Raw genomic sequence first — 6,789 nt, forward strand, 5'->3', positions numbered from 1 at the left:
GTCGCACCGAGAGCGTCGATGCGCCGCGCCTTGGCGAAGGCGCGCGACTGAGGATGGGGGGGGACACTCCCACCGGGGACATTCCTGATTCATCTCCGGGATGCGGGAGAGGAGTGTCCCCGCCCATCAGGAGTGTCCCCCTCGTTGCAAGAAGCGCAACGAAGCGGGAGCGGGGGGCCTGTCCCCGGGAGGGTCGGCAGCCGAGGCGAAGCGGATGCGCCGTCAGACCGCGAAGGACGACCGAGCACGGCGCAGGCGTACTTGCGGTACGCCGAGCCGGGCGCAGGGAGTCCGACAAAGGGCGGGCGGTGCGTTCCCTCGCCGCAGGCGCCGGTCGCCAACCGGGCTGCCTTTTCTGCTGCGACAAGCGATCCCCGGGCTGCATCGGGCATGCTCGTCGCTCGCTTGTGCGGCGTACTTGCCGTACGCCTCCGCGCTCGCTCCTGCGCTTGCCCGACTCGCCTCGGGTCTCCCTTGTCTCGCGACGAAACCCTTCCGGGGACCGGCCCCCTGCAGCGGCGCTCGAATGCCAAGGTATTTGCGAGACGGTGCACTACGCACCACCCGCTTTCCGTTTCATCCGGCCGATCTCCCGGAATTTCGCGTACCTGCGATCGAGAAGCTGCCGGGCGGGCAGGGACCGGACCGACGCGAGCGACTCGAGCAGGGCCGCCTTGACGGCTTCGGCGGCGGCCTTGTGGTCGCGGTGCGCCCCTCCCTCCGGCTCCGGGATGATCCGGTCCACCACGCCGAACTTCTTGAGATCCGGCGCGGTGATCTTCATCATCTCGGCGGCCGTCTCCGCCCGCGCGGTGTCCCGCCAGAGGATGGAGGCGCATCCCTCGGGGGAGATGACCGAGTAGATCGCGTATTCCATCATGAGGATCTCGTCCCCGACCCCCAGCGCCAGCGCGCCGCCGCTCCCCCCCTCGCCGATCACGACGACCACGAGCGGGGTATTCAGTTTCGCCATCTCGAGCAGGTTCCGGGCGATCGCCTCGGACTGTCCCCGCTCCTCCGCGCCGATCCCCGGGAAGGCCCCCGGCGTGTCGATGACCGTGACCACGGGAAGGCGGAACTTCTCGGCAAGCTTCATCAGCCGGAGCGCCTTGCGGTACCCCTCCGGGTGCGCCATCCCGAAGTTGCGGCGGATCTTCTCGGTGGTGTTCCTCCCTTTCTGCTGGCCGATGAGCATCACCTTTTCCGAGTCGAGCTCCGCGAAGCCGCCCACGATGGACGGGTCGTCCCGAAACGCCCGGTCCCCGTGGATCTCCAGGAAACTCTTGAAGCAAAGGTTTACGTACTCGAGCAGGTAGGGACGGTTCGGGTGGCGGGCCAGCTGGGTGATCTGCCATCGGGTCAGGTGGGAGAAGATCTCCTTCCGGATCTTGGCGATCTTCTTCTCCAGCTTCCCCGCCTCCTCGCGGAGGTTCTTGTCGGTCCCGTCGTCGATCCGGCGCAGCTGTTCCAGCCGGTTCTCCAGGTCGACGATCGGCCTCTCGAAATCGAGGTATTGGAGAATCATCCGCGCTCCTAGGTGGGGGTAAATACCCAATTTATGGGAAAAAGAGACTCAAAACAAGAACTTTCTGACCTCTTCGGCGGCGGCGGCGAGGGGGTCGGGTCCCGCAAGCGAAACCGTTCCGGGCTCTCCCGACAGCCAGGTGACCTGCCTCTTCGCGTACCGGCGGGTATCCTGTTTCATCTGGCTGACCGCCAGTTCGAGGGGGACCCCGTCCCGGAGGTGCGACACGACGTGCCGGTACCCGAGCGCCTTCATGCATCGAAGTTCCGGCCCGTACCCCTTCGCGAGCAGGCGTTCCACTTCTTCGACGAGCCCCGCCCGGAACATCGAGTCCACCCGCAGATCGATGCGCCGGTAGAGCTCCGCCCGGTCCACCGCGAGGACCAGGAAAAGGACCCGGAACCTTCTTCCGCCCCCGGACCAGCTCGCTTTTCGCGCGCTTGCCGGTTCCCCCGTCAGTTCCGCCACCTCGAGGGCCCGCACCAGCCGGACCCTGTCCGACGGGTGGATCCGCGCCGCGCCGCCGGGGTCGATCCGTGCGAGCTCCCCGTGAAGGACCGCCCCCCCCTCCTCCTCCCACCGGCGGGAAAGACGGGCCCGAACGGAGGGATCGGACGGGAGCGGGTCGAGACCCCGCAGGAGCGCCCGGATGTACATCCCGGTTCCGCCCGACACGAGCGGAAACCGTCCCCTCTCCCGGATGCCGCGGATCGCCTCGCCCGCCCCGGCAACGAAACGGCCCGCGCTGTACTCCTCGCCCGGGTCCGCGACGTCGATCAGGTGATGGGGGACTTCCGCCCGCTCCGCGGGCGTTGGCTTCGCCGTCCCGATGTCCATCCCCCGGTAGACCTGCATCGAATCGGCGTTGACGATCTCCAGGGGGAAGAGGCGGGCCAGGGCGACCGCGGCGGCCGTTTTCCCGGACGCGGTGGGGCCGGACAGGACGAGGATCCGGTTTTCCTTCATGGGGGCTTACGAGCGGCCGAACATCCGTTTCATCTCGGCGGCGGTGATCTTGACCCAGACCGGTCGGCCGTGGGGGCAGCTGTGGGAGGCGACGGCGCGCTCGAGGTCGGAAAGGAGCGCCCGCATCCCCTCCTTTTCGAGCGGCATCCCGGCCCGCAGGGAGGCGTGGCAGGCGATGCGCCACAGTTCCCGGTCGGCATCGAAGATCCCCTTCGGGGCGGACCCCTGGGAGAGGAGAAAATCGCCCAGGTCCTTCCACCAGCTCTGGAGGTCGAAATGCCCCAGGATGGCGGGCCCCCCCGAGATCTTGAACGTATTTTCCCCGAAGGATTCGCAGAGGAACCCGACCGCCATCAGGAACGCCTCGATCTCGGCCCGCTCCTTCTTCCCCGCGCCCGGCAGGGAGACGACCTGCGGCACCAGCCAGCGCTGGACGGGCGAGTTCTTGCCGAGGTAGGAATCCTTGAGCCGGGCGAAGACGATCCGCTCGGCCGCCGCATGTTGGTCGATGATCACCACCTCCCCGGCCCCCTCGCAGAGGAGGTACGTCCCCAGGAACTGGGCTATGGGCCGGAGCGAACCGAACCCTCCCCCCTTCTCCTGGGGCGGGGAGTCGTCCCCCGGGGCGCGGAACAGGAAAGGCTCCGCCTGATACCCCTCGAAGAGGCCCGCCGGGGAGGAACCGGTCGTCTTCTGGGGGAGGGGCGCACCCACCCGGACCCCGGAGCCGCCGTGAAGGGAGCCGCCGGGAGCCGTCACCGGGATCTCCCCCAGCGCCTCCCCGATCGCGTGCCGCACCAGATCGAACAGGTCCTTCCCGTACCGGAATCGGACCTCCACCTTGGCGGGGTGGACGTTCACGTCCGCCTCGGAGGGGTCGCACTCGATGAACAGGTAGATCACCGGATGGCGGTCGGGGGGCAAAATCCCCCGGTATGCCTCGCGCACGGCGGCGAAGACGCCCTTGTCGCGGAAGTACCGGCCGTTGACGAAGAAATGGATCCCGGAGGAGCCGAACCGGGAGAGGTGCGGCAGGCCGGCCCAGCCGGTGATCTGGAAAAAGGCCGAGGAGAGGTTCAAGGGGACGAGGTACTTGGACCCCTCGCCCGCGTGCCATTTCGCCCGGTCGAGGCGGGATTCCCCCCCCTCGTAGGAGACGTCGGTCCTCCCGTCCTGCATCCGGAAAAAGAGCCCCTGGCGGGGGATGCCGACCCCGTGGAAGACCTCCCACAGGTGGGCCATCTCCGTCCGGGGGGTTTTGAGGAACTTGAGCCGGGCGGGGACGTTGCCGAACAGGTCGGACACCTCGACGGTCGTCCCGGGGGGGCTTCCGGCCTCCCGCACCGACCGCATCTTCCCCCCCTCCACGATCACCTCCGTGCCGAGGTTCTGCCCGGACGGGCAGGTGAGGATCCGGAGCCGGGAGACCGAGGCGATCGCGGGGAGGGCTTCTCCCCGGAACCCGTAGGTGGAAAGCTTCTGGAGATCGTCGGCCGCGGCGATCTTGCTCGTGGTGTGCCGGCGGACGGCGACCTCCGCCTCCTCCGCCGTCATGCCGGTCCCGTCGTCGGAGACCCGCAGCGAGAAGGGAAACGCGCCGAAGACCTGCGCCTCGATCCGCGACGCGGAGGCGTCGACGGCGTTCTCCAGGAGTTCCTTCAGGATGGAGGACGGCCTTTCGACAACCTCGCCGGCGGCGATCTGGTCGATCACGCCGTCGGGAAGCTGGCGGATCCTTCCCTCCATCGGCTACTTCCCTCTCTTCCTCGGCCGGGGGCTTGCGGCGCGCCGGCCCTTGCCGCGCGCCGGCCTCTCTCCCGGGATCCGGATTTCGGCCATGACCCGGTTCCGCATCGCGCGATGGAACTCCTCCCGCCGCTTGGCGGAGCTCTTCTCCCCCATGAGGGCGCGCGTGATGATCTTCCCCTCCTCCACACCGGGCTGGTCGAAGGGATTCACCCCGGCGCACTCCCCGGCGATGGCGGTCACCCACTCCCAGTACTGGAGGAACGCCCCCACGTGGGCCTCGTCCCGCTTCCCCACCTCCATCCGGACGATGGGGCGGCCGGCCTTCCAGAGGGCGCCGATCGTCGCCTCGAACTCTGCGTCGAACAGGTCGCGCAGGGGGCGGCCCCCCAGCATCTCCATCCCGGGAGCGAACCCTCGGGCGGGCACGTTCCCCTTCTCTCTCCCCTCCATCCACCTCACGAAGGTATAGACCTTGTCGGCGGGGCCGTCCTGGTAGAGCTGCAACTGCGAATGCTGATCGGTCACCCCGGCCGCCCTGGACGGGGTCTGCCCCACCGGCTTCCCCGTGGCCTTTCGCTTCCCCAGGCTCTCCCCCCAGAGCTGCTGCCACCACTCCGCCACGCGCGCAAGCCCTTCCCCGTAAGTGAACCAGATGTGCGCGGGCTTCGGGTTGTCGATCAGGTAGTGGGAGTAGACGGCGGCGCCCGCCAGGACCGGGTTCTTCCCGCCCTGGTAGCCGCGGAAGACCGACTCCATCCACCTTGCGCCCGCGAGCAGTCTTTCCGCGGACACCCCCGCCGCGGCCAGCGGAAGCAGCCCCACGGCGGACAGGACGGAATACCTCCCCCCCACGTTGGGCGGCACGGCAAACGCGGCGATCCCCTCGGTATCGGCGAACCGCCGGAAGACCCCCTTCGAAGGGTCGGTGATCAGGACCAGGTGTTCCTTCCACTTCTTCCCGTTGGCCCGTCTCAGGGCTTCGATGGCGATGGCGAGCTGGGCGTTCGTCTCCGCGGTGCCGCCCGACTTGCTGATCGCCACGACCGCGGTGGTCCTCATGGGGTGGGAGCGCAGCAGCGGGAAAAAGCCGTCGGGGTCCACGTTGTCCGCCACCGTGAGGCGCATCCCCTTCCGGGCGCCTTCCCCCCCCACGGCCTCGTAGACGGCCTTCGTCCCCAGCGCGGACCCGCCGATCCCCAGCACGAGGAGGTGAGTGAACCGCTTGCGCATTCCCGCGGCGTACCGGGCGAGGGCCCGGCATTCCTTTTCGTGGAATGGAAGCCCGGGGAAGCCGATCTCGCCCGCGGCGTGCCGGGAGGCGAGCTTTTTCGCCGCCCGCTGCGCGCGCCCGATCGCCCGTTCCATCCGGAGAGGGGTAAGCCCCTCCCCGTTCTGGAGGTTTCCTTCGTGCACGAGCGAGAAGTCGAAGCGGAAATCGATCCCCTTGGTCAATGCTCTCCCCTTCCCTCCCGAATCCCAAGCGTGCGAATTCGTGCCGCGTCTCGTACTTACGGTCTTATATCGACCCGATGCCCTGAGGCGTTTCTTCCCGGAGACCCTGGCTCGCGGGGGATTCCCCTTAGGCGTAGCTCGCGACCTTCGCCCGCTCGCTGCCGTTCCGCTCGCCGCAATTTTCGCCTTTCGGCGGGACACTCCTCAACGCTCAGGGGGACACTCCTCAACATACTACTCGAAATAGGAATGTCCCCGGAGTGTCCCCCCGCCTCGCGGAACCCCCCGCCTCGCCCCGGGTCCCCAGGTGGTGGGCGGTCCCCCGCTGCGCCCCTTGGCACCGGGCCTCCCCTAAGCCTTTACCTCCTCCTTCGGCGTCAGGACGCGGAAGAGCGAATCCATCTTCTTCATCCGCTCCACGATCCCGCCGTATTCGAGCTCGCTGTACGGAAGCATGGCGGGGCCGAAGAATCCCTGGCGGCGCAGCTCCTCGGACTTGGCCGACACCTTGGTCCGCACGTACTCCCAGTACGGGTGATCGAAGGCGTCCGCGGACTCGGTGAGCTTGCCGTTCTTGACGCAGAAGGCAAGACACGAGACGATCGGCGGTCCGTCGAAGAAGGAGACGCCGGTGTTTTTCGGCACCGGCATCAGCGCCCCGTGATGGCTCCCGCGCATGAACCCCGCGACGAAGTGGCCGATGGTGAACGGCTGCAGGACCTCGCCCGTGGCGGGGAAGTTCCCCTGGACCCGGACGAGCATCACGGGGTCGTCCTTGCCGGTGTATTTCCCCGCGATGTTGTGGAGCCTCGTGGTGGAAACCGAGGCGGCGATCTCCCCGGTGGCCCGGGAGCGGATCGATTCGACGACGAAGCGCTCCTGGTCGCGCAGGAGCGCGGCGATGTCGTAGAGGTCCTCCGGGGCGTTCAGGTCGATCACCCGTTCCCCCTCGGTGTGCTCGACGTCCATGATCCGGAAGGAATACCCGACCCCGATCTTGGGGGAGAGGATGAGCCCCGCGTTGTACATGGGATCCGCGAAGGCGAGGTAGCACGGGAGGTTGTACGCGCCGGGGTCGGTCTTGTCGGCGGCAAAGA

5 protein-coding genes are annotated in these 6,789 nt (G+C 68.1%); all 5 read right to left on the reverse strand.

The genetic code is table 11. The features are described 5' to 3' along the window. Positions 1-553 precede the first annotated feature (553 nt). Positions 554-1,525: an acetyl-CoA carboxylase carboxyltransferase subunit alpha gene (locus tag VJ307_01980; protein HJX72895.1), complete on the reverse strand. Its 972-nt coding sequence runs from the start codon at positions 1,523-1,525 to the stop codon at positions 554-556. Between the two features lie 48 nt (positions 1,526-1,573). Further along, on the reverse strand, positions 1,574-2,491 hold the full coding sequence (gene miaA, locus VJ307_01985) for a tRNA (adenosine(37)-N6)-dimethylallyltransferase MiaA (GenBank protein ID HJX72896.1): 918 nt from the start codon (positions 2,489-2,491) through the stop codon (positions 1,574-1,576). Between the two features lie 6 nt (positions 2,492-2,497). Then, the gene (gene mutL / locus VJ307_01990) at positions 2,498-4,237 is read right to left on the reverse strand and encodes a DNA mismatch repair endonuclease MutL (GenBank protein ID HJX72897.1); all 1,740 of its coding nucleotides are present in this window, start codon (positions 4,235-4,237) and stop codon (positions 2,498-2,500) included. Positions 4,238-4,240: 3 nt separating this feature from the next. Beyond that, the gene (locus tag VJ307_01995) at positions 4,241-5,692 is read right to left on the reverse strand and encodes a hypothetical protein (GenBank protein ID HJX72898.1); all 1,452 of its coding nucleotides are present in this window, start codon (positions 5,690-5,692) and stop codon (positions 4,241-4,243) included. Positions 5,693-6,043: 351 nt separating this feature from the next. Then, on the reverse strand, positions 6,044-6,789 hold a 746-nt coding region (locus VJ307_02000; GenBank protein ID HJX72899.1), incomplete at its 5' end, for a fructose 1,6-bisphosphatase.

The organism is Candidatus Deferrimicrobiaceae bacterium, from assembly GCA_035256765.1.
GTDB lineage: Bacteria > Desulfobacterota > Deferrimicrobia > Deferrimicrobiales > Deferrimicrobiaceae > CSP1-8.

Bases quoted from the DNA above. Each gene is read 5' to 3' on its own strand.
- VJ307_01980 (HJX72895.1), bottom strand. From the start codon at position 1,525: ATGATTCTCCAATACCTCGATTTCGAGAGGCCGATCGTCGACCTGGAG.
- miaA (HJX72896.1), bottom strand. From the start codon at position 2,491: ATGAAGGAAAACCGGATCCTCGTCCTGTCCGGCCCCACCGCGTCCGGG.
- mutL (HJX72897.1), bottom strand. From the start codon at position 4,237: ATGGAGGGAAGGATCCGCCAGCTTCCCGACGGCGTGATCGACCAGATC.